The sequence below is a fragment of the Parabacteroides caecihominis genome, from assembly GCF_023656785.1.
GTDB lineage: Bacteria > Bacteroidota > Bacteroidia > Bacteroidales > Tannerellaceae > Parabacteroides > Parabacteroides segnis.
Map to the genome: position 1 here is coordinate 88,753 of NZ_JAMOKS010000017.1, position 22,876 is coordinate 111,628.

General features: G+C 42.3%; 20 protein-coding genes. All 20 read left to right on the forward strand.

Features of this window, described 5'->3' with window-relative positions:
• Positions 1–114 precede the first annotated feature (114 nt).
• The 20 genes from NBH14_RS15585 to NBH14_RS15675 all read left to right on the forward strand — a co-directional run bounded on the left by NBH14_RS15585 (position 115) and on the right by NBH14_RS15675 (position 22,812).
• Positions 115–1,110, forward strand: a complete 996-nt coding sequence (locus tag NBH14_RS15585; protein ID WP_007656548.1) for an AAA family ATPase — start codon at positions 115–117, stop codon at positions 1,108–1,110.
• Between the two features lie 260 nt (positions 1,111–1,370).
• Positions 1,371–2,240 (forward strand): DUF58 domain-containing protein, encoded by an 870-nt coding sequence (locus NBH14_RS15590; protein WP_186960499.1) that lies wholly within the window; start codon positions 1,371–1,373, stop codon positions 2,238–2,240.
• Between the two features lie 2 nt (positions 2,241–2,242).
• Positions 2,243–3,244 carry a hypothetical protein gene (locus NBH14_RS15595; RefSeq protein WP_186960498.1) on the forward strand — a complete coding sequence of 334 codons (1,002 nt, stop codon included), beginning with the start codon at positions 2,243–2,245 and terminating at the stop codon, positions 3,242–3,244.
• 1 nt (position 3,245) lies between these two features.
• Positions 3,246–4,232 (forward strand): vWA domain-containing protein, encoded by a 987-nt coding sequence (locus tag NBH14_RS15600; RefSeq protein WP_186960497.1) that lies wholly within the window; start codon positions 3,246–3,248, stop codon positions 4,230–4,232.
• Between the two features lie 12 nt (positions 4,233–4,244).
• Complete coding sequence (locus NBH14_RS15605; protein ID WP_186960496.1) at positions 4,245–5,264, forward strand: vWA domain-containing protein; 1,020 nt, start codon at positions 4,245–4,247, stop codon at positions 5,262–5,264.
• Positions 5,265–5,277: 13 nt separating this feature from the next.
• On the forward strand, positions 5,278–6,027 hold the full coding sequence (locus NBH14_RS15610) for a tetratricopeptide repeat protein (RefSeq protein ID WP_186960495.1): 750 nt from the start codon (positions 5,278–5,280) through the stop codon (positions 6,025–6,027).
• A 32-nt stretch (positions 6,028–6,059) separates the two neighbouring features.
• The gene (locus NBH14_RS15615) at positions 6,060–7,868 is read left to right on the forward strand and encodes a BatD family protein (RefSeq protein WP_186960494.1); all 1,809 of its coding nucleotides are present in this window, start codon (positions 6,060–6,062) and stop codon (positions 7,866–7,868) included.
• 1 nt (position 7,869) lies between these two features.
• On the forward strand, positions 7,870–8,637 hold the full coding sequence (locus NBH14_RS15620) for a tetratricopeptide repeat protein (protein WP_007656555.1): 768 nt from the start codon (positions 7,870–7,872) through the stop codon (positions 8,635–8,637).
• Positions 8,637–9,323 (forward strand): phosphatase PAP2 family protein, encoded by a 687-nt coding sequence (locus tag NBH14_RS15625; RefSeq protein ID WP_186960493.1) that lies wholly within the window; start codon positions 8,637–8,639, stop codon positions 9,321–9,323. Before NBH14_RS15620 ends, NBH14_RS15625 begins: the two co-directional genes overlap by 1 nt.
• 152 nt (positions 9,324–9,475) lie before the next feature.
• Positions 9,476–9,751, forward strand: coding sequence for a DNA-binding protein (locus NBH14_RS15630; RefSeq protein ID WP_186960492.1), 276 nt, complete (start codon positions 9,476–9,478; stop codon positions 9,749–9,751).
• A 115-nt stretch (positions 9,752–9,866) separates the two neighbouring features.
• The gene (locus tag NBH14_RS15635) at positions 9,867–10,979 is read left to right on the forward strand and encodes a universal stress protein (protein WP_186960491.1); all 1,113 of its coding nucleotides are present in this window, start codon (positions 9,867–9,869) and stop codon (positions 10,977–10,979) included.
• A gap of 738 nt (positions 10,980–11,717) precedes the next feature.
• Positions 11,718–11,921, forward strand: a complete 204-nt coding sequence (locus NBH14_RS15640; RefSeq protein WP_186960490.1) for a hypothetical protein — start codon at positions 11,718–11,720, stop codon at positions 11,919–11,921.
• Between the two features lie 182 nt (positions 11,922–12,103).
• The gene (locus tag NBH14_RS15645; protein ID WP_186960489.1) at positions 12,104–14,641 is read left to right on the forward strand and encodes a DUF4906 domain-containing protein; all 2,538 of its coding nucleotides are present in this window, start codon (positions 12,104–12,106) and stop codon (positions 14,639–14,641) included.
• 79 nt (positions 14,642–14,720) lie between these two features.
• Positions 14,721–14,924: a hypothetical protein gene (locus NBH14_RS15650; RefSeq protein WP_186960488.1), complete on the forward strand. Its 204-nt coding sequence runs from the start codon at positions 14,721–14,723 to the stop codon at positions 14,922–14,924.
• Between the two features lie 182 nt (positions 14,925–15,106).
• A complete protein-coding gene (locus tag NBH14_RS15655; protein WP_186960487.1) occupies positions 15,107–17,485 on the forward strand; it encodes a DUF4906 domain-containing protein in 2,379 nt (792 codons plus the stop codon).
• Positions 17,486–17,639: 154 nt separating this feature from the next.
• On the forward strand, positions 17,640–19,322 hold the full coding sequence (locus NBH14_RS15660) for an AAA family ATPase (protein ID WP_186960486.1): 1,683 nt from the start codon (positions 17,640–17,642) through the stop codon (positions 19,320–19,322).
• A 141-nt stretch (positions 19,323–19,463) separates the two neighbouring features.
• Positions 19,464–19,586 (forward strand): hypothetical protein, encoded by a 123-nt coding sequence (locus NBH14_RS28675; RefSeq protein ID WP_255502333.1) that lies wholly within the window; start codon positions 19,464–19,466, stop codon positions 19,584–19,586.
• Positions 19,587–19,849: 263 nt separating this feature from the next.
• The gene (locus NBH14_RS15665; RefSeq protein WP_186962098.1) at positions 19,850–21,883 is read left to right on the forward strand and encodes a DUF4906 domain-containing protein; all 2,034 of its coding nucleotides are present in this window, start codon (positions 19,850–19,852) and stop codon (positions 21,881–21,883) included.
• A 264-nt stretch (positions 21,884–22,147) separates the two neighbouring features.
• Positions 22,148–22,441 (forward strand): nucleotidyltransferase family protein, encoded by a 294-nt coding sequence (locus NBH14_RS15670; RefSeq protein ID WP_186962097.1) that lies wholly within the window; start codon positions 22,148–22,150, stop codon positions 22,439–22,441.
• 29 nt (positions 22,442–22,470) lie between these two features.
• Positions 22,471–22,812 (forward strand): HepT-like ribonuclease domain-containing protein, encoded by a 342-nt coding sequence (locus NBH14_RS15675; protein ID WP_250817632.1) that lies wholly within the window; start codon positions 22,471–22,473, stop codon positions 22,810–22,812.
• Positions 22,813–22,876: the final 64 nt, after the last annotated feature.

Genomic DNA, 22,876 nt, shown 5'->3' on the forward strand with positions numbered 1-22,876 from the left:
CTCCGGTTAGTATTATTTAACTGCAAAAGTGAAGGATACGAATTTAACATTTCTAATTTTGTGCAACTATAAAAACAAGCAGAAACAATAACAATATAAATAAGAAAAAAATCTATGAGTCAGACAGTAGACATTCGTGAGTTGAACGAACGGATTGAGAGTAAAAGTTCGTTTGTAAACATGATTACGATGGGCATGGACCAGGTAATTGTTGGACAGAAGCATTTGGTTGAATCGTTAATGATCGGTCTGCTTTCAGATGGGCATATCCTGCTGGAAGGTGTTCCCGGGTTGGCTAAAACACTTGCCATTAAAACATTGGCCTCACTGATCGATGCTAAATACAGCCGTATACAGTTTACGCCGGACTTGCTGCCGGCCGACGTGATCGGTACAATGATTTATAGTCAGAAAAGCGAAGAGTTTCAGGTAAAACAAGGCCCGGTCTTCGCTAATTTTGTGTTGGCGGATGAAATTAACCGTGCACCGGCCAAAGTACAGAGTGCACTGTTGGAAGCCATGCAGGAACGTCAGGTGACAATCAGCGAAAACACGTATAAGTTGCCGGAACCCTTCCTGGTAATGGCAACCCAGAACCCGATCGAGCAGGAAGGTACTTATCCGCTGCCCGAAGCGCAGGTAGACCGTTTCATGCTGAAAGTGATCATCAACTATCCGAAGAAAGAGGAAGAAAAATTGATCATCCGTCAGAACATCTCCGGCATCAAACCGGATATCAAACCGATCCTGACAAAGAACGAGATACTGGAAGCACGTAAAGTAGTGCGTGAAGTATATCTGGATGAAAAGATCGAACGTTACATCGTCGACATCGTGTTTGCAACCCGTTTCCCGCAGGAACATGGTCTGGCAAACCTTTCCAATATGATTGCATTCGGTGCGTCTCCCCGTGCTTCCATCAATTTGGCGCTGGCTGCCCGTGCTTATGCATTTATCAAACGCAGAGGCTATGTAATTCCGGAAGATATCCGTGCCGTATGCCACGACGTGATGCGTCACCGTATCGGTTTGAGCTACGAAGCGGAAGCGAATAACCTGACATCTGAAGAGGTGATCAGCGAAATCCTTAATAAGGTAGAGGTGCCTTAACCTTCGGTTCTGGCAATGCTTTTTTACTGGTGAAAAATGCCTTCCCGGTTTGGGAAACGACTTTGCACCCTTGTAAAATGCTTTCCCGGCGTGGGAAACGACTTTACACCTTTGCAAAATGCTTTCCCGGTTTGGGAAACAGTTTTTCACCCTTGTAAAATGCTTTCCCGACTTGGGAAACGGTTTTTCACCCTTGTAAAATGCTTTCCCAACTTGGGAAACGGTTTTACATCAGTTTTGAAAGCACAAATTGAAGAAAAATGGAAACAAGTGAACTATTAAAGAAGGTTCGGCGAATTGAAATAAAGACCCGCGGCTTGTCCCGCAATATTTTTGCAGGACAATACCACTCTGCCTTTAAAGGTCGTGGTATGGCGTTCAGCGAAGTACGCGAGTATCAATACGGCGACGATATCCGCGATATCGACTGGAACGTGACCGCCCGCTATGTGCGCCCTTATGTAAAGGTGTTCGAAGAAGAGCGCGAACTGACCGTGATGTTGCTGATCGATGTATCGGGTAGTAGAGACTTTGGTTCCGTGAACGTAATGAAGAAAGAAGTTATTACGGAGATCGCTGCGACACTGGCTTTTTCGGCTATACAAAATAACGATAAGATCGGTGTGGTGTTCTTCTCTGATAAGATCGAGAAATTTATTCCACCTCAGAAGGGGAAAAAACATATTCTTTATATCATTCGCGAACTGATCGACTTCAAGCCACAGGATACGAAGACGGATATCGGCCAGGTTTTGAAATTCCTGACCAACGCCATAAAGAAACGCTGTACGACTTTCCTGATATCCGACTTTATCGATAAGGATGGTTTTAAGGATGCCCTGACGATTGCCAACCGTAAACATGACGTAGTGGCTATCCAGGTGTACGACCGTCGCGAAACCGAACTTCCGTCTGTCGGATTGATGAAGATAAAAGATGCTGAAACCGGCGCAGAACGCTGGATCGACAGTTCTTCCGCCCGCGTCCGCGAAGCCTATAAGGAATGGTGGAACCGCCGGCAGACTATTATGAGCGATTCGTTCAAGAAATGCCGGGTGGATTCGGTTTCTATTCGTACGGAAGATGATTATGTGAAGGCATTGATTGCTCTTTTTGATAAACGTAGTTAAGCATGCAAAAGAAAATAATAAATAAAAGCTTTCTGTTCCTTCTTCTGTTCCTGCTGGCAGGAGGGAAGATGATGGCACAGCGGACATTGATCGATGTAAAGATCGATTCGGCTGCCATCCTGATCGGAGAACAGACTGTTTTACATTTGACGGTTACGACAGACAAGGACAAACCGGTTCAGATAGTGATCCCCAACGACACATTGATGCGTGGGGTAGAAGTGCTGAGCCTTTCCAAAGCGGATTCGTCGGTTATCGAGAACGACCGCCTGCTGATCAAGCAGGACATTCTGGTTACCTCTTTCGATTCATCATTGTATCTGTTGCCGCCACTTAAAGTAATCGACGGAGTCGATACTGTTTATTCAAACCAGGTGGCCCTGAAAGTTTCGACCATTCCTGTGAATGTGGATAAACCGGAAGAGTTTTATGATATAAAGGATATATGGAAACCGCCTTTCGTGCTGGCAGACTACTATCCGCTTATCTATGGCATATTACTGGCTCTGTTCCTGATTTGCGTGATTGCCTATATTATTAAACGTATACGCAACAAGCAATCCCTTATCCCGTTCAAGAAACCGGAACCGAAGCTCCCGCCTCACGAGCAGGCTATCAAGGAACTGGATGAGATCAAGCAGCAGAAACTCTGGCAGCAGGGTCGCAGCAAGGAGTATTATACGTTAATCACCGAGACATTGCGTCGCTATATCGTGGACCGCTTCGATATCAATGCGATGGAAATGACTTCCGGCGAGATTCTGGACATTATCCGCAAGCAGCACGAAGCTGATTCGGTTTACGAAAATCTGAAACAGATACTTAATTTGTCTGATTTCGTGAAATTCGCAAAAATGAATCCGCTGCCTGATGAGAATGATCTGAGTATGGTGAATGCATACTTATTTATTAATCAGACGAAGATTGAAGAAGTTGCCGTTCCCGAAGCAGAGACGGAAGGGAAAGCAACTGAAACAAACGATTCTAATATAACAAAAGAATAAAATGGTATTTGCAAATCCTACATATCTGTATTTGTTATTGCTGCTTATCCCGATGATAGGATGGTATATCTGGAAGCTCTGCAAAAGTCAGGCTAGTTTGCAGGTATCATCTTCGGAAGCATTCGATGCACCGGGAGCAACTTCATGGAAAGTATACCTGAGACATGTTCCTTTTATATTAAGGATGGCAGCAGTGGCGGTACTTATTATCATACTGGCTCGTCCGCAGTCGACGAATAGCTGGCAAAACACCTCGACAGAAGGTATCGATATTGTGCTGGCAATGGATATTTCCAGTAGTATGCTAGCACAGGACCTGAAACCGAACCGCCTGGAGGCCTCCAAAGATGTGGCGGCTTCCTTCATCAACGGTCGTCCGAACGATAATATCGGGTTGGTCGTTTTTGCAGCTGAAAGTTTCACACAGTGCCCGCTGACGACTGATCATACGGTGTTGTTAAACCTGTTCAAGGACATTCAACCGGGAATCATCCAGGATGGAACTGCCATCGGCCTGGGATTGGCTAATGCGGTAAGCCGTATTAAAGACAGTCAGGCTAAATCAAAAGTGATCATCCTCTTGACCGATGGTGTGAATAATGCGGGTGAGATTGCTCCGGTAACGGCTGCAGAGATTGCCAAGACATTCGGTATCCGGGTTTATTCGATCGGGGTAGGGACACAAGGTAAAGCACCGTATCCTTTCCAGACAGCTTTCGGCGTGCAGTATCAAGATATTGATGTCGAGATCGATGAAGCGACTTTGAAGCAGGTTGCGGCAACGACCGGCGGACAGTATTTCCGTGCAACGGATAATGCCAGTCTGAAAGAAATCTATTCGGAGATCGACAAGATGGAAAAGACCAAGATCAGCGTTCAGCAGTACAGCAAGAAACAGGAAGAATATAAGAACTGGGCCTTGTTGTTATTCGCTCTGCTTTTGGTTGAGATTTTATTGAGAAATACATTGTTAAGAAATATACCGTAAATATAAAGGCTTATGTTTCGTTTTGCACATCCGGACTTTTTGTACTTGCTTTTCATCCTTCCGGTGTTGATTGCATTCTATGTATATGCAATCATCCTGAAGAAAAAAGCAATAAAGAAATATGGTAATCCCGAATTGTTGGCAGAGTTGATGCCGGAGGTATCTCCCAAACGCCAGCATCTGAAGTTTTGGCTATTGTTCGGAGCCATCACGATGGTTATCTTTGTTATTGCGGGACCGCAGTTTGGTTCTAAACTGGAAACCGTAAAACGCCAGGGCGTCGAAATAATGGTTTGCCTGGACGTATCCAACTCCATGTTGGCCGAAGACGTATCACCTAACCGTCTGGAAAAGGCTAAACAGATGCTGTCGAAACTGACGGATGGTTTTAAAGATGACAAGATGGGGCTGATCGTTTTTGCTGGTGATGCTTTCACCCAGTTGCCGATCACTTCCGATTATATTTCGGCAAAGATGTTCCTGTCATCCATCAATCCGTCGATGGTATCGACACAAGGTACGGCTATTGGTTCGGCTATCAATCTGGCTATGCGTTCATTCACTCCCAGTGAAACATCCGATAAGACAATTATCCTGATCACGGACGGTGAGAACCATGAAGACGATGCCGTAAAAGCCGCCGCAGCTGCTGCCGAAAAAGGCATCCATGTGAATATTGTCGGTATGGGTGATCCGAAAGGTTCTCCGATTCCTGTCGCAGGAGCCAACAATTATATGAAGGATAAAGATGGAAACGTCGTTATCACGAAGTTGAGCGAACAAATGTGCCAGGAGATCGCAGCTGCAGGACATGGCATGTATGTCCGTGCCGACAATACCAACTCTGCATTGAAAGCATTGCAGAAAGAGATAGAGAAGATGAATAAATCGGAACTCGACAGCAAAGTCTATTCCGAATACAACGAACAATTTCAGACACTGGCATGGATCGCATTGATCCTGTTGATCGTAGACTTCCTTACCTTAGACAGGAAGAACCGAATTTTCAGAAAAGTAAAATTGTTCTCTTAATTCAATGGATAAGATGAGACGTATACGAAAATCAATGATATGGATGGGAGCGCTCCTGTTTTGCTCGGGAGCGGTGTTTGCCCAAAAGGCTGAACGTAAGAACGTACGTGAAGGGAACAAGTTGTATGGCAACGAAAAGTTTACCGAATCGGAAATTGCTTACCGTAAAAGTCTGGAAGTAAATCCCCGTTCAGTTGAAGGAACTTACAATCTGGGGAACGCCTTATACAAACAGAAAAAGTTTCCTGAAGCAGCTGAGCAATACCAGTTGCTGACCGGTATTGCTGAAAAGATGGCTGAAACTGAAGAAGGAAAAGCCCGTCTTGCAAATATATTCCATAATCTGGGCGACATCAGCATGCAGAATAAAGAGTATGACAAGAGTGTAGAAGCATTCAAACAGTCTTTGCGTTTGAATCCGGCCGATGACGAGACCCGCTACAATCTGGCACTAGCCCAGAAGTTGCTGGAAAATCAGCAAAATGAGAATCAGGATCAAAACCAGGATCAGCAGAACCAGGACAAGAAAGAAGATCAGGAAAATAAGGATGATCAACAGCAACAAGATCAGCAGCAGCAACAGCAAGACGACAAGAAAGAAAATAAGACTCAGCAAGAGCAACAGCAAAATGAACAGATGAGTCAGGACAATGCGCAGCAGATGCTCGATGCCTTCCTGCAAGATGAAAAGGATACGCAGGAGAAAGTGAAGAAAGCACAGGCACAACAGCAACAACGTCGCAAGACAGATAAAGAATGGTAATTGATACAGAAAACAGAAAAAACAACAATATAATGAGAAGATTAGCTTTCTTATTCGTTCTATTTCTAACAGCCGGGGTGATGGCAAAGGCCGCTGATGTGACCTTTAAGGCAGTCGCTCCGAATGCTGTTGTGATGGGGCAACAATTCAGATTGGCGTATACCGTAAATGCTGAAGCGAAGGCAAGCGATTTGCGGATACCCGAACTTACGGATTTCGAAGTACTGATGGGGCCGTCTCTTGCCACAAGTTCGAGTACTCAGATTATTAATGGAAATGTTTCTTCGGAGGTAGCTTACACATTTACTTATATCCTGATGCCGAAGAAAGAGGGTACGTTTAATATTGGGGCAGCTTCTATCAAGGTAAAAGGAGCGAATTACACATCCAATTCGTTAAGTGTAAAAGTACTTCCTCCGGACAAGGCTGCCGAAGCAAATGGCGGACAAGCCGGAACTGGTATAGGAAAGGATGATTATTTTGTAAGAATGGAAGTTTCAAACCGGAATGTATATGAACAGGAAGGTTTTCTGGTCACTTTCAAATTATATGCAGCACGCATGTGCGGACTGGAAGGAGTAAAATTTCCGGAGTTTGAAGGATTTCTTGCTCAGGAAATAGAGTTGCCGCAGGAAAAGCAATGGTCGCAGGAGCATTATAACGGTCGTAACTATTTCACCGTTGTTTTGAAACAAACAGTCCTTTATCCGCAACGTTCAGGAAAACTGACAATAGAAAGCGGTAAGTTCGACGCTATTATCAGTATTCCGACCCAACGGAAAATAAACAGCATCTTTGATAGTTTCGATGACATGTACGACAGAGTACGGAAAGCATTGGTATCGAGTCCTGCTACAATAGATGTGAAGCCGTTGCCTTCCGGTAAACCGGCATCGTTCTCCGGTGCGGTAGGTAATTTCACCATGACATCGGATATTAATTCCAATAATGTAAAGACAAATGATGCTGTCACTATTAAAGTGAAGATTTCCGGTAACGGAAATATCAAACTGATCAAGAACCCGGAAGTTGTTTTCCCGAATGATTTCGATACTTTCGACCCAAAACAGGAAACAGATGTCAGAACGACAACTGCCGGAGTAAGCGGAAGCAAAACGATCGAATACATGGCTATTCCCCGTTATGCCGGAGATTTTGAGATACCGGCTATCTCTTTCTCTTATTTTGATCCTAAATCAGGTGCTTATAAGACATTGAAGTCCGATCCTTACAAACTCCATGTAGAACAAGGCGAGGGGGGAAGCAGTAATTCTCCGGTCGTGTCTAATTTCAGCAATAAGGAGAGTGTGAAGTATCTGGGTAAAGATATCCGTTTCTTGAAAGTGAAAGATTTCAATTTCATTGCTAACAACGATATTTTCTTTGGATCGTTTATGTATTACATGTGCTATCTGGTACCGGCCATCCTGTTTATTGTCTTTTTCTTTATTTATCGCAAGCAAGTAAAGGAAAATGCCAATATAGCATTAGTTCGTACTAAAAAGGCAAATAAAATCGCAGTCAGGAGATTGAAGAATGCCGGCAAGCTGATGAAGGAAAACAAGAAAGAGGAGTTTTATGATGAAGTTCTCCGGGCTTTGTGGGGATATTTGAGTGATAAATTGAATATTCCTCAGGCAAGTCTGACCAAAGATAATGTGGAAACCGAATTGGCTAGATTTGGTGTGGATGATACCTTGACCAATGAGTTTATGGATATTTTGAACACCTGCGAATTTGCCCGTTATGCGCCGGCTCAGGCTTCGGATGCTATGGATAAGTTATATGAGTTAACCGTAGATGCCATTGGTAAGATGGAGAATACAATTAAAAAGCAATAAGATGAAGACGAATATAAAGATTAGAAATATATTGTTTTTTCTATTGATTCAGTGTCTGGCATGGACTGCTTATGCACAGGATGCAGCGATAAAGGAAGCTGAGACTGCGTATACCAAAGAAGATTATGGAAAAGCAATCGAGTTATATGAAGGAATACTGAAAAGTAATGGTGATTCACCGGAGATTTATTATAATCTGGGGAACGCTTATTACAAAGCAGGAAAGATTGCCTCTGCAATATTGAATTATGAACGGGCGCTGGTTCTTGATCCGGGTGACGCCGATGTCCGTTTCAACTTACAGATGGCACGTCAGAAGACTGTTGACAAGATTGAACCGGTAGACGGATTTTTCCTGAGCAGATGGTTCGAATCCATTCAGAATATGGGAGCAGCTGACTCCTGGGCTAAAATGGGAATCGTTTGTTTCATCTTATTCATCGGATGCCTGATCCTGTTTTTCTTTTCAAGGCAGATTCGCCTGAAGAAAGTCGGTTTCTATATCGGTGTGTTACTTTTGCTTTGCGTGATTATGACAAATATCTTTGCCGCAAATCAGAAGAGCGAACTGGTAAACCGTACACATGCTATTGTTTTTGCTCCGACAGTAACGGTGAAAAGTTCCCCGGATGCAAGTGGTACGGATTTGTTCGTTCTGCATGAAGGAACAAAAGTGTCTGTCAGAAGTACATTAGGCGACTGGAGTGAAATAGCACTGGAAGATGGCAATGTTGGCTGGATGCCGACAAAAGATATAGAAACAATCTGATGGTAGAAAAAATATTAGTTTACGAACGGGATTTGTTCTTCATGCTTAACGGCAGCGATTCTCCTTTCCTTGACCGCTTTATGTGGTTGTATTCGGGTAAGGCAGTGTGGCTGCCGTTAGCCTTTTTTATATTGGTCGTACTGCTGTATAAGAAGAAATGGCGGGAATCTATCCTGATATTACTGGCGATAGTGCTGGTAATAACTTTTTGCGACCAGTTTGCCTCACATGTATGCAAACCCATTTTTACCCGTTTCCGGCCGACACATCATCCGGATTTTATGGATCAGGTAAAAACTGTCTTTGATTACCGGGGTGGCCGATACGGTTTTATTTCCAGCCATGCTGCTAATGCTTTCGGTTTTGCGACCTTTATGTCATTGTTGTTCCGTTACCGGCTGTTTACATGGACGATCTTCCTTTGGGCTGCTCTTACCGCTTATACCCGTGTATATCTGGGGGTCCATTTCATTTCGGATATTGTTCCCGGAGCGATCGCAGGAGTATTCTTTGGCTGGTTGGTATATTGGCTATATGTCAAAGTCCGTCCGGTAGTTACCGGTACAAGCAGTAATGCCTGTGAGTTATATTCGACCGGGCAGAAGCGTCTGATCGTATATGCGATTTTTATAGCTGTTTTAATAATAGCAGTATTTAATGTTCAATTAGTTGCCTGTTTAAGATAAAATAAGCAGTTACAGTTAAATATAACACATGTCGTAAAGCATGTTTGCCAAAAGGTTTATTTTAACGAAATAATTTGTCCCTCTGATTTATATTGCTTAAGTTAGTGCCATTAATTAATAAACGAAGTATTAACCTTCAAAATAAGGAAACCATGACAAAGACAATCACTTTTAATGAATTGCGCAGAATTAAAGACCGTCTGCCTGACGGTAGCACTCATCGTATTGCAGATGAGTTAGGTTTATCAGTTGAAACTGTTCGTAATTATTTTGGTGGATATAATTATAAGGATGGTAAAAGCTGTGGGATACATATCGAACCCGGACCAGACGGCGGTTTGGTAGTATTAGATGATACAACAATATTTGAACGTGCTTTACAGATACTGGCAGAAGCAGAGGATGTATCTGAAGCACAACAGGCGTAGAGAAATTTACAGTACATAAAAAATCCCATAGCTGACTAAACAAAAACGCTGTGGGATTTTTTTTATTAGTGATATTAGCATTTTCCGATTGTTTAATCTATAAAAACACACGAGTATGGAAGATAAATTAGTAACATTAGCTATTCACACGTTTGAGAAAGCTCAGATTCTCAAAACAATACTTGAAACGGAAGGAATTGAAGTTTATATACATAATGTAAATCAGATTCAACCGGTCGTTTCGGCAGGAGTGCGTGTGAGAATTAAGGAAAGCGATCTGCCTCATGCCTTGCGCATTATAGAGGACAGTAAGTGGCTCAGTGAGGATACGCAGGAAGAAGTTGCAGCCCCGCAGGTGAAAAAGATCCTGATCCCGGTTGATTTTTCTGATTATTCCATTAAAGCTTGTGAACTGGGTATTAATTATGCCTATCATGCAGGTGCGGAAGTAATGATCATGCATGCTTATTTCAGCCCATATTTTCCTTCGGCAATTCCGATGGGAGATACGTTGGCTTATCAGGTAAATGAAGAAGAGTCTGTACAGAACGTATTAAAACGTGTACAAATCGATATGGAGAACATCTGTACATTGATCAACCGTAAGATACAGGCTGGCGAATTACCTAAGGTAAAATATAATTATGTATTACGGGAAGGTCTGCCTGAAGAAGAGATTCTCGCATATTGTAAGGAATATCATCCTACGCTTATTGTCATGGGTACGCGTGGAAAGAGTCAGAAAGATATGGATCTGATCGGTAGTGTCACCGGTGAAGTGATAGAAGTGAATAAAGTTCCTGTTCTGGCAATTCCGGAAAATATACGTTTCAATGATTTTAGCGAAGCCAAAAATATTGCATTCGCTACTTCCTTCAACCAGCGCGACCTGGTGGCTTTCGATGAATTTATGGACCTGGTGAAAGGATATGATATTCATATTCATCTGTTCAATATATCAACGAGTAAAGACGAATGGAACGAAATACGTTTGACTGGTGTCCGTGAGTATTTCCTGAAACAATATCCGGATGCAAACATTACCCATACGGTACTGGCTGACGGCGATTTGTTGCTGGCTATCGAAAAGTTTGTCCGCGATAAACAAATCGACATGATTGCATTAAGCACATATCGTCGCAATATTCTGGCACGTATGTTCAACCCGTCGATTGCACGCAAGATGCTATTTCACACCGATACGCCGTTATTGGTGATGCATGCTTAATACTTAAAAATAAGAGAATCGTAGCCCCGGTAGTTGTTTGCCGGGGCTTTTTTATACAATTCCTAGCCGGAGTTGTACAGCGCAGTTTCCTAAACTTCTCCTTTCAGGTTTCAGCAATATATATACCCTGAAAAATAATGGATTCAACTGAAGGGTAGCGTATTTAGGATTTAGACTCAGACTGGTAGGCATCCGTTCTCCAATGGATAATTATCCGTTTGTCCACCGATAGTTATCCGCTGGTAAAGCATAGGTGTTTCGAAATGTTAAGACATGGCTTTTGATGACAAAGCATATATGCTTTGAAGACAAAAGTCCTATGTTTTGCCGGAAGTTATTTTACGTTGTATTTTTATATACATTTTTTTACAGTTTCATTCCTTCAGCTAGGAGCATTGAAAAATATGCTATCCGGGTGTAGCTGAAAGCTGAAAGTAATAGTATGAAATGATATGGGGAACCACCTCAGCTAACAAACAAATTCACACTATATTATATTAACTCAGAAAACAATTGTATTTGATCCCGGAAATAGTTGTTTTCCAAATTAGAAAAAATTGAACTATCCCGTTCCCGTGCTTGACACGGGATCGCGGAGGCACAGAGCGCATCCTGATGTATTTTTTGATACCACCTGCCCTTTTGCGGCCAGTTACGCAGCACCTTGCCGGGTGTTGCGCTGCTTTTTGTGTGTCTGAACGTAATAGTTAATGTGCGTAAAAAAAGGAAAGAGAGTGTATGAAAAATACAGTAAAAATAGAAAACGAAGAGTTTGATCGGCAGTTTGAATCTCAAAGGGAAGAGAAAAAAGCAAAAATCTCTTTCTTTTATAAGAAAGAGAGTGGTGTCAAATTGCTTGATAATCGAGCGATAACGGCGGCTAAAGTAGCAACTTTTAACGACCGGGGCAAGGTTTTGAGGTACTATTTTGCTACAATTTGATAATATTGAAATAACGCCATCCTTTAGGGCACAAAAGTTTATTGATTTACTTCGTGTGTAATGCGTTGAAAAACAGCGATTACACAGATAGCGTCAGTCCCAACTCTCTTTCTTATAAAAGAAAGAGATTCTGACAAACTGTTAAAACGGCGCTTTTGATGTAGTAAATTAATGATAAAAGGATGGCAGGTATAGGACATAAATTAGAAACGAAAGGAGTTATTATGGCACTCTTATCACTGGTATTAATAAGCACAGGTTGCGAAGACAAAATCGACCCTTCGGCGGTGAATCCGTCGGAAGGAGAGACGGTGGAAGTAACGCTCAATCTCGGTATTGCCAACGAAGAAGATGGGGTAGGAACAACCGCTTCGCCAACCAGCAAAGCAAACGGTAATAGCAACAAAGCTGCTTTCGAGGTACTGCCTGTTGCCAACGTACAAACCAAAGCAGAAAATGGTAAACCCGATCAACTTTACAACCTGGAAATCATACAATATAATTCCACAGGCAGTAAACTCCAAAGCCAGATGTTGAGTAGTGCTGTAACCACCGGAACAACTATTACTGTAAGTCTGACAGCTGCAAGCAATTGCAAACTGCTTCTGATCGCTCATGGCAACAGTAATTACTTTAGCGGTTTTTCCGGTAAAGCAACCCTTGACGCAGTACGGTCCGCTACTGATATACTAGTGGAAGCAAAAACCAGCAGTATAAACGGGATAGCTACCGATGCTACCGGTTCCGCTTTAGCTGACATGCCTTATTATCTTCTGCTGGAAGATGTCAATATTATTTATGAAGAAGGTCGATATAAAATCCAAAGCACCGAAGGTTCCGACGTCCGCCTGTTGCTTAAACGTTTGGCTGCAAAAGTGCAGTTAGACTGGCACTTCGATCAAGCCATGACTAATGCCGGTTATACCTTGAAAGAAGTCAAACTCTGCCAGGTCCCTGCCCATTACCGTCTTATTCCTGAAACAGAGACAACCGACAAATGGGGTGAAGTTTATCCGACTTCAGTCGCTGAATTTACGGATGCTTACCGCCTGACCGGAACAGAACTTGCCAAAGGCACGAAAACCGTTTGGATCCCGGCAAACGCCCGAGGTATATCTTCTTATGCCACTTCACCGATCTATCGTAATAAAGAGAATGCCAATGCTTCTGCTACTTATGCTGAATTTGTGGTAGACAATAAAAATAAAGAAGAACGTCTCTATTACCGAGCCTACCTGGGAGGTAACGAGACAAACGATTTCAATCTGCTGGAAAATAAGAATTATGAATGGACGGTCAATATCAACCATGCCAATTACACCAGTGACCCGCGCATTCAGTTGCTCGACCAGACACCGGTAAAAAGTACTAACGAGCAACCGACCTCCAACTGCTTCATGATGAAACCAGGTACAAATATCTGTTTCAACCCTTATGAACACGAAGCAGGGACAGACGGCTGGAATACGGAACTAACAACCGCAGGTGCCATCCTGACAAACAAAACAATCGACAAAGTAGAAGTACTTTGGCAAACCAAGGATGCCGGAACCAGCGGCGACCTGGTGATGGGGTATATAGTAGACAACACAAACCATCAGAACCTGGTAAACCTGACCGATGGCAGCGACATCAAAAAGGCACGTATCCATATAAAAGTACCCGTTACCAACGGTGGAAATGCAGTGGTCGCAGCCAAAAACAGTAGCGGTATAATTGTATGGAGCTGGCATCTCTGGATATCCGACTATGTACCGGTTGGGTTGTCCGGCGATATTACAACCGTGAGCCGTAATGCAGCTATTCAGGCAGCACAAAAAGCTACCCAAAGCGGAATGGTGCAAGTGTACGGCGGTATCTCGTGGACTGATCCGGACGGTGCTTTTTACAAGAAAGTGATTATGGACCGTAACCTCGGAGCTACCCGTGCCGGTATCCAGAACAATCTGTTGGATGGCGTCCGCACTTTCGGTCTGCTCTATCAGGGCGGTCGTAAAGACCCGTTCTTCTGCTCGGCAGACGGAACAGCCAAAGAAATGAAAACGATTTATGATGGAGACGGCAAGGAAGTATCCATTGATAAGATCCGTAACAGCGATGTAACAGCCTATGACAATACGATACAAAATCCGTTGACATTCTATCTTGTCCAATCTGGCTCTGAGGAATATACAGCTTTCAGTAAAAAGCCGGATGCCTGGGGTTCCAATAGTGGTAAAACGATTTATGATCCCTGCCCGAAAGGCTGGCGGGTTCCGTCAAATAAGGGTGGCGGAGCAGATGCGAAACAATGTATGATGGCTGGCTTTGGGTCAACCAATCTTAGTTGGGTTCCGGAAAATAATTCTCCGGCAAGTAACAATACACTGAGGTTTTATGATGGAACAGCACTAAAAACATTTAATACGAGCAGTGTGGCATCTTCCACATTTGTTGGCTCAGGATTTGTCTACACGGAAGGTTCCGGCGAAACAATGGCTTTAGATCAGATAAGCAATAAATCGGCATTCTTTCCGGGAGTATCACTCCGGGAACATAATACAGGAGCATATCGGGATAAAGAAGGAAGTGTCGCCATTAAAAATAATACGGTGTATATATGGGCATCTTCCATGGATAATAATTCTTTATATATCTATCAGTTTCAAAGCAGTAAACTTTATTTCAAACACACTATATCGAGAGCTTTCGGCTTCTCTGTTCGTTGTGTACAGGAGTAAACTTTAGAGAGGTATAATTTGTAACAGCGCATGGATAAACGAACATTGTTAATGTGCGTAAAAAAAGGAAAGAGAGTGTATGAAAAATACGGTAAAAATAGAAAACGAAGAGTTTGAACGACAGTTTGAATCTCAAAGGGAAGAGAAAAAAGCAAAAATCTCTTTCTTTTATAAGAAAGAGAGAGGTGTCAAATTGCTTGATAATCGAGCGATAACGGCGGCTAAAGTAGCAACTTTTAACGACCGGGGCAAGGTTTCGGGGTACTATTTTGCTACAATTTGATAATATTGAAATAACGCGATCCTGAAAGGCGTAAAAGTTCATTGATTTACTTCGTGTGTAACGTGTTGAAAAACAGCGATTACACAAAGAGCGTCAGTCCCAACTCTCTTTCTTATAAAAGAAAGAGATTCTGACAAACTGTTAAAACGGCGCTTTTGATGTAGTAAATTAATGATAAAAGGATGGCGGATATAGGACAAAAATTAGAAACGAAAGGAGTCATTATGACACTCTTATCACTGGTATTAATAAGTACAGGTTGCGAAGACAAAATTGACTCTCCGGCGGTGAATCCGTCGGTAGGAGAGACGGTGGAAGTAACGCTCAATATCGGTTTGGCAGATGAAGTAGACGGATATACTTTGTCTGCACCATCGACAACCAAATCGAATGTAGCTGCTTTCAGTTACGCTCTCCAACCGGCAATGGCAACGAAAGGAGCGGAGAGTTCCCTGAAACCGGACAAACTCTATAAATTGGAAATACAACAGTACGATCAGAACGGCAATCACATAGGAGGAATGAATACAAGTGATGTTACTGATCACGAAATCGGTTCCACTTTTAATCAGACTTTGACAGCAAACTCCGACTGCCAACTGGTGATCGTGGCATGGGGTGACGGAAATTCAACTACGCTGGGAACCGATAAACTGGCTTCCGCCCAGGAAAAAAGCGTTGACGCTTCCGCTATATCTAAACTAAATCCTTCCACTCAATCCGATATGAATAAGATGCCATATATCTTGCATCTGGAACATGTCTGTGTGGAAAGCAACACCATCAAAAGCATCGAGGGTGAGAATAAAGATGTCCGTCTGCTGCTGCGTCGACTGGCAAGCCGGCTAACGCTAGACTGGACTTATTCATACAGCGGTTATCAGTTAAAACAGATTCTTTTGCAAAGTATCCCTACTAATTATAAGGTAGTGGCAGCCCCCGATAAAACCGACAAAACTTATCCTTCCTTATTGGACCAGTTCACTACTATACAGTTGACAGCAGACGAAATAGATACCCGGAGATACTCTTGCTGGGTTCCGGCTAACGTCCGCGGCTCAAACTCTGCGGCCACTTCTCAGAGATACCGTATCAAATCGAATGCCCCGACGGGTAGTTCATATGTCGATTTTATTGCAGCCAATACTATTGAACCAAAGAAGAAACTGAGTTACCGTGTCTATCTGGGTGGCTCTGAATCTTCGGACTTCAACCTGTATGGCAATACGGATTATAATTATAAGGTAACGATCGACCATGCTGATTATCCTGTCAACGACCGTCGTGTAACAATCATCGACCCGATACCGGCTTCTGAGAATAACAGCAACTTTGTACCGACAGCCAACTGTTTCATGGTAGCTCCCGGTGGAGCATTTTGTTTTAACCCTTATAAATATAATGTGGGCGGGATGGCAAAAAACAATACGACATTGGCAGGTTCTGATTGGTGTAATATTAACGGCTCATCCATCGGTACCCCCATCAAATATGTAAAAGTCTTGTGGCAAACGAAAGAGTACGGCGATATTGGTGATCCGATACTCGGAGTTGTCAACTCATCAACCGACCATGCCAATATTGTTGATATGACAAATGGAGAAAGTGTCGAGAATGCTCGTATCTATTGCCGCATTGCACCGAATACGATAGGAGGTAGCGGAGCCATAGCAGCTTATAATGAAAGTGATGAAATCCTTTGGAGTTGGCATATTTGGGTAACAGATTATAATCCGGATGCGACAGGAAATCAAGATATACAAACTCCGGTACATAAACGGAAACTGAAATTTGAATATGGCAGTTATATCGGCAATTTGCCTATGATGGATCGTAATTTGGGTGCAGCGGCAGGATATATAACACTACCTCCTGATGAACTGGAGAAATCGAAGACGAATGGTTTTTATTATCAATGGGGCAGAAAAGATCCTTTCAGAGGGAGTTACTCCAATATTAATATTTCGCAAGTCTTAAATACAGAAATAAAAGCAAATGCCCCTACAAAAGGACTTTTGAGCCTGTTTGGAGCGGACGGACTTACTTTCTATCCGATGTCGGTTATACAACGGCGGGTTTCTTTTCGGGAAGCGTATAAAGATCCGGGGAATATGTATAAAATACCTACAGGTGCCAGTCAATGGATTGATTCTGCTACAGAAGAATACAAAAATGCCTGGGGAGCTGGTAACAGCAAAGGTCTTCATGATCCTTGCCCGGCAGGATGGCGCATTGCAAACACAGCTAATTATCGACAATTATTCAATTCTAATGGTACGGGAGTTCTGAGGATTAAAGAGAAGGGATCCGGCGGATACGTAATCTATTATGATAGAGATGGTGTAAACACAACTTACTTCTATTTGGCAGGTTATTGGTCTCAGAATGGCCTGACTGGTATTAATGGCAATATGTACATGTGGTGTGGAGATGCGTTAAGCGGAACAAGTGGTCGTGGCGGATTCCATTTAATTATGGGAGGGGATAATACCGGTAAATTTCTTAATAATGGTAATGAACGTGAATCTTTACTTGTCCGCTGCATCCAGGAACGGGAGTAACCGTTGATGTATAAAAAGGTCCCTTCCCCGGACCTGCCATCAACCGGGGAAAACGAGTTCTTTGACATGATGAGATTGATAGGAAATGAATAATAGTTGGATGTGCCTGTAATAATAATTCCTATATTTGTATGCATGATAAAAACAGTGACATATGGATAGGAAAAAGTTACCGATAGGCATCAGCGATTATAGAAAACTGATAGAAGAAGATTATTATTACGTGGATAAGACTGACTTTATTCGTCAGGTAATAGAAGAAGGGAGTCTGATCACCCTGCTTCCGCGTCCGCGCCGTTTCGGTAAGACGCTGAATCTGTCTACGCTTCGGTATTTCTTTGAGAAGACGGAAGGTAATATTTTCCGTCCGCTATTCAATGGGAAAAGTATTGAAGGATGGAAAGACTTCGAAAAGTATCAGGGAAAGTATCCTGTGATAATGGTTACGTTGAAAGACTGCAAAGGTGATACCTTCGAAGAGATGCTTCTTTTGCTGGCTCGCGAACTGCAGTCGGAATTTATCCGTCATGATTATTTACGAGAACATATTCAACAGGCAGATTATCTGGACCAGTTTGTCCGGTTACAAAACCGCAAAGCTACTCCGGATGAAATAACAGGTTCGCTCAGATTATTGTCCGAACTGCTCACTGTTTACTGGGGTACGCCACCACTTGTGTTGCTTGATGAATACGACACGCCTATCCGTGTGGCTTTCGACAAGGGTTATTACGACCGGATGATTGGTTTCATGCGTAACTTTATGAGTCTGGTGTTTAAGGACAATACGGATATTTTCCGTGGGGTCATTACCGGGATTCTTCGGGTGAGCAAGGAGTCGATCTTTAGCGGGCTGAATAATATAGATGTAGATACCATTCTGGAACAGTCTATGTGTTCTTCTTTCGGTTTTACACAGGAGGAAACCGATCGGATGCTTTCAGATTACTCGATGGGCAATCAGAAAGAGGAGGTAAAGCAATGGTATGATGGCTATTTGTTCGGAGGGCAAACAATCTATAACCCCTGGTCTGTGTTATCTTTTATAAGCAAAGGAGGTGTCTTGGCCCCTTACTGGGTAAATACCGGTTCGGACGTCTTGTTGCGCCACCTGCTAGCCGACGGTCCATCGCAAATCCGTTCGGGAGTGGAGTCGTTGATACAAGGCGAACCGATCCGTAGCGTGATCAACGACAAACTGGCTTTTCCGGATTTGTTGGCTAACCCCATTAACATCTGGTCGTTTATGTTATTCAGCGGTTACCTGAAAGCATCCGATTCGCAACTGACCCCTGAAGATTTAATCGAATACGAGTTACAGATACCCAATCGTGAAGTAAAGACTGTTTATCGCACCATTATACGGAGTTGGATAGACAACGGTCCTGTAAAGAATGAGCGTCTGGAATTGATGTTGCAGGCGTTAAAGGAAAACAATGTGCCGATCTTTCAGCGAGTACTTAATGATTTTGTAGTCAATACGCTTTCTTACTACGATACCAGTGGTCGTGACCCGGAAAAGGTTTATCAGGCATTTTTGTTGGGCATGTTGGTCAACAGTGGGGCCTACGAAGTAAGCAGTAATCGTGAATCCGGTCTTGGACGTTATGATATTCTGCTCCGTCCGCGTGATCTTAGCAAACAGGGAGTAATCATGGAGTTGAAGCTCTACGACCCTATGTTTGATAAATCCGTCGACAGTGTTTTAGAATCGGCTCTTCAACAGATTGAAGACAAGCAATATGCAGCCACTCTTCGATCTGCCGGAGTAAAAGATATCCTGAAAATGGCTATCACCTTCGACGGAAAACAAGTCTGGGTAAAAACAGTCGAATAAATCAACACATTTCTTATCAATCGCATCTGTAAAAAATAACAGATGCACCTAAAAGTTACGCAGCATCCTGCCGGGTGTTGCGCAACTTTTTGTGTGTCTGAACGTGATTGTTAATGTGCGTAAAAAAAGGAAAGAGAGAGTATGAAAAAAATGGTAAAAATAGAAAACGAAGAGTTTGAACGACAGTTTGAATCTCAAAGGGAAGAGAAAAAAGCAAAACTCTCTTTCTTTTATAAGAAAGAGAGTTTGTATCAAATTGCTTGATAATCTAGTGTTATTGGCGGCTAAAGTAGCAACTTTTAACGACCGGGGCAAGGTTTCGGGATACTATTTTGCTACAATTTGATAATATTGAAATAACGTCATCCTTTAAGGCGTAAAAGTTTATTGATTTACTTCGTACGTAATGCATTGAAAAACAGCGTACACTGGAAAGCGTCAGTCCCAACTCTCTTTCTTATAAAAGAAAGAGATTCTGACAAACTGTTAAAACAGCGCTTTTGATGTAGTAAATTAATGATAAAAGGATGGCAGGTATAGGACACAAATTAGAAACGAAAGGAGTAATTATGACACTCTTATCACTGGTATTAATAAGCACAGGTTGCGAAGACAAAATCGACAATCCGGCGGTGAATCCGTCGGTAGGAAAGACGGTGGAAGTAACGCTTGATATCGGTTTGGCAGATGAAGCAGACGGATATACCTTGTCTGCACCATCGACAACAAAATCGAATGCAGCCGCTTTCAATTACGCACTTCAACCGGCAGTAACCACGAAAGGAGCGGAGAGTTCCCTGAAACCGGATCAACTCTACAATTTGGAAATACAACAGTACGATCAGAACGGCAATCACATAGGAGGAATGAATGCAAGTGATGTTACTGATCACGAAATCGGTTCCGCTTTTAGTCAAACTTTGACAGCAAACTCCGACTGCCAACTGGTGATCGTTGCATGGGGAAAAGGTAACACCAGTACTACATTGGGTACTGGTAGTCTGGCATCCTCCCAAACTAAAAGTATTAAAGCCTCTGTTATATCTAAATTTAATCCGTCCAATCAGGATCATATGAATCAGATGCCTTATGTTTTGCATCTGGAACGTGTCTGTGTGGAGAGCAATACGATTAAAAGTATTGGAGGTGAAGATGTCCGCCTGTTACTTCGTCGGCTGGCAACCCGTCTGACGTTGGACTGGACCTATTCATATACAGATTATGCCTTAAAACAAATCCTTTTGCAAAGTATCCCTCTTGATTATAAAGTAGTGGCTGCGCCTGATAAAAATGATAAGACATACCCTTCTTTACTGGACCAATACACAACCATACAATTAACGAGTACCGAAATAGGTATCAGGAAGTATTCCTGCTGGATACCGGCCAATGTGCGTGGAACAAATTCATCAGCCACCTCCCAGACGTACCGTATCAAATCGAATGCCCCGACAGGCAGTTCATATGTAGATTTTATTGCAGTCAATACTATCGACCCCAAGAAGAAGTTGAGTTACCGTGTCTATCTGGGTGGTTCTGAATCGACAGACTTCAATTTGTATGGTAATACGGACTATAATTATACGGTAAAAATCAGTCATACTGACCTACCTGTCAATGACCGCCGTGTAACGATTATTGATCCGATAGCGGCATCTAAGAATAATAACAATTTGGTTCCGACCGCCAACTGTTTCATGGTGGCTCCTGGTGGAGCTTTCTGTTTTGATCCATTTAGTTTTTCTGTAAACGGCAATGATAATGAAGAAAATTCCAAATTGAAAAACTGGGCTAATGAATCTGACGGTGGTATCGTATCCGTTAAAATATTGTGGCAAACAAAGGAGAATGGAGATGTTGGCGATCCTGTAATGGGAATTGTCAATGCAGAAAATGATCATACCAATATTGTAGATATCAAAAGAAATGATAATCTGGACTTAATGACCAATCCTTTGACAGGAAAAGATCAAGGTCGTATTTTTTGCCGTGTAGCTCCGAATACAACGGGAGGAAGCGGAGTCATATCAGCTTGTGATGCCAAAGATAATATCCTCTGGAGTTGGCATATTTGGATAACAGACTATAACCCTGACCGGACTGGTAATCTCAATGTATTGGAACCTGCCAACAAGCGAAAACAAAAATATATAGGAAATAGTGCACCGGATCAGCTACCGATGATGGACAGAAACCTGGGAGCTATTACCGGGTATGATACAATTCCACCTACTCCTCTGGAAAAATCAAAGACAAATGGTTTCCACTATCAATGGGGAAGAAAAGATTTGTTTCCAAGTAGTTATAGTTCATTGGACCTAAATACGATTTTAGGTGTGAATTCTACTGATCCGGTGAAAAATATGCTGAATCGTTACGGACCGGATGGATTGAAATATATTCCTTGTGATACAAGAGCTGAATCTGCAACATTAAGGAAGGCTTATCAAAATCCGACTATCTATTATTATAAAGGGATCGCATGGTGTTCTGACAGTGATTTTAGTACCTTTTGGAAGCCCGACCTCAAAACGGTGAATGATCCTTGTCCGGCATTATAAGTGCTTTTCTGTATCATCTGATTGGTACACTTCAGATGCACATACACTCCGCTGCATTCAGGAACGGTAATAACCTATAAAAAGGTCCTTTCCCCGGACCTGCCAGCAACCGGGGAAAACGAGTTCTTTGACATGATGAGATTGATAAGAGTGATAGGAGGATAATGCACCAATTCGGAAATGCTATATTATAATGTATTCAAATTGGCATATTGATACATTATTCCTATATTTGCCATCAACATTATAAAAACTAAGTAAGTCATGAAATCAACAAAAGAATATATAGATCTTCTTCGTCAGTTCATGCAACAGAAAGGTCAAAAATATGGAATTTCCAAAATGGGGATTTTTGGCTCGGTTGCACGGGGAGAACAAAATGAGAATAGTGACGTAGATATTTTGTTTGAAGGAAAAGCAAATCTTTTGCTCCATGTTCGCATAAAAAATGAGTTGGAAGAATTGTTGGGGAGTCCCGTTGATTTGGTTCGTATGAGAAATCAATTGAATGGAACAACACTAAAGCAATCAATATTAAATGATGTGATCTTCGTATAATCATGACACTACGCATATTAGATTTGCTCATGCAGATAGAAGATTCCTGCCGTACCATTCAACAAAGAACATCAGGAATAAAGACTTATCAGGATTTTCTTTTAAGTCCTGATGGTATGTTTATTCTTGACGGAGTTTGCATGAAACTTATTTTTATTGGTGAAAGCGTTAAGAACATAGATAAACTAACTAATCATACCTTATTTGTAAATTATCCGGAAGTTCCCTGGAAAGATTTGATGGGGTTACGAGATATCATAGTTCATCAATATCATAGAATAGATGCCGAAGCGATATTTGATACGCTTCAAAATGATATACCTAATCTTCTGACAACTATAAATAAGATGAAATCTACTTTATCTTTTTAGTTCAAATAATAAACTTATAATTCTTATCAATCGCATCTGTAAAAAATAACAGATGCACCTAAAA